The 1,961-nt window shown below is 58.2% G+C and carries 1 protein-coding gene; it reads left to right on the top strand.

All coding sequences use genetic code 11. The features are described from left to right. Window positions 1-332: 332 nt before the first annotated feature. On the top strand, window positions 333-1,883 hold the full coding sequence (gene guaA, locus NW837_RS12275; protein ID WP_414331898.1) for a glutamine-hydrolyzing GMP synthase: 1,551 nt from the start codon (window positions 333-335) through the stop codon (window positions 1,881-1,883). Window positions 1,884-1,961: the final 78 nt, after the last annotated feature.

The following is a 1,961-nucleotide window of genomic DNA, read 5'->3' as shown; positions in this document are numbered from 1 at the left end:
AGAGCAGAGCAGGCCCAGGGCTACTGAAAGCCCGCTCCGTACCGCTTAGCGGTCGGAGTCGGGTAGTTTACGCGGTTTTTCGGCGAGACTCCTCCGAGAAGCGCTGTTTTCTCGGCAAGCCTGACAGAGGCTTTTTAGAGCAGGCAGCCGCGTGCAAGCTCTCCACCCCTGTTACCATGGAGGAGCCCTTAATGTTTCTTTCGTATCCATCGTATCCATAGCCAAGCTAGTCTCTTGGACCGGCTTTTTTATTGTGCACTGTGCCAGGTTTTGTGATCCCTTCTGCATCTCCTCCCAGTTCCGGCCTTTCCCCCCTCGAAGTGCAGCGCCAGATGATCGTCATTCTCGATTTTGGATCCCAGTACTCTGAGCTGATTGCCCGCCGCATTCGCGAAACCCACGTCTATTCGGAAATCCTTTCCTATCGCACCACTGCTGAGCAACTGCGGCAACTGCAACCGCAGGGCATTATCCTCTCCGGGGGCCCCAACTCGGTGTATGAGCCAGCCGCTCCGGTGTGTGACCCCGAGATTTGGAACCTAGGGATCCCGGTTCTGGGGGTGTGCTACGGCATGCAACTCATGGTGCAGCAGTTGGGGGGCAAGGTGGAAGCAGCCCAGAAGGGGGAATATGGCCGTGCCGCTCTGCACATTTTGGATCCCACCGACCTGCTCACCAACCTGCCGGAAAACAGCATCATGTGGATGAGCCACGGGGATTCGGTTACCGAACTGCCGCCGGGCTTTCACACCTTGGCCTCTACCGACAACACCCCCTGTGCCGCCATTGCCGATCCAAGGCGTCGTCTCTACGGGGTGCAATTTCATCCGGAGGTGGCCCACTCAGAGGCTGGCGCCTTTCTCATCCGCAACTTTGTCTATCACATCTGCGGTTGCGAGCCCACCTGGACAACGGCAGCTTTTCTGGAGGAAGCCATTCGAGAGGTACGTGCCCGTGTGGGCAATAAGAAGGTGCTGTTGGCCCTCTCGGGGGGGGTAGACAGCTCTACTTTGGCTTTTCTGCTGCACAAGGCCATCGGCGACCAGCTCACCTGCGTGTTCATCGACCAAGGGTTTATGCGCAAGGAAGAGCCCCAGCGGCTGCTGCGCCTTTTCCAAGAGCAATTTCACATTCCCGTCCACTACGTGGATGGCCAGGAGCGGTTTCTCCGGCAGTTGCAGGGGGTTACCGATCCCGAAGAAAAACGCAAACGAATTGGGGCAGAGTTTATTCGCGTGTTTGAGGAAGAATCCCAGCGGCTGGGTCCTTTTGAGTACTTAGCCCAAGGCACTCTCTACCCAGACGTGATCGAGTCTGCCAATACCCATGTGGATCCGGTTACTGGAGAACGCATTGCCGTCAAGATCAAAAGCCATCACAATGTCGGCGGCCTGCCCGAAAATCTGCGCTTTAAGCTGGTAGAGCCTTTGCGCAAGCTCTTCAAAGACGAGGTGCGGCAACTGGCCCGCTCTTTGGGTCTGCCGGAAGAAATTGTTGGCCGCCATCCTTTTCCAGGGCCGGGGCTGGCCATCCGCATTGTAGGCGAGGTTACCAAAGAACGGCTGGAAACCCTGCGAGAAGCGGACATGATCGTGCGGCAGGAGATCAACCGCTCCGGCTACTATCCCAAACTTTGGCAAGCCTTTGCCGTGCTGCTGCCAGAGGTGCGGTCGGTGGGGGTGATGGGGGATAAGCGCACCTATGCCTGCCCGGTGGTGGTGCGGCTGGTTACCAGCGAAGACGGTATGACCGCCGATTGGGCGCGAGTTCCCTACGACCTCTTGGCCACCATTTCCAACCGCATCGTCAACGAGGTGCCCGGCATCAACCGCGTGGTTTACGACATCACCTCCAAGCCCCCTGGCACCATCGAGTGGGAGTAGGCGGGATCCCTTGCGTCTGGCCTCGATTCCCGGCTGGATCGATGGCTACCTATGGCCAGCTTCCGGCAGGGAATAGGA

Origin of the sequence: Synechococcus sp. R6-10 (assembly GCF_047461815.1) — a bacterium.
Lineage (GTDB): Bacteria > Cyanobacteriota > Cyanobacteriia > Thermostichales > Thermostichaceae > Thermostichus.
Note: the sequence above shows the minus strand (reverse complement) of the source record. Positions and strands in the feature narration are given on the sequence as shown.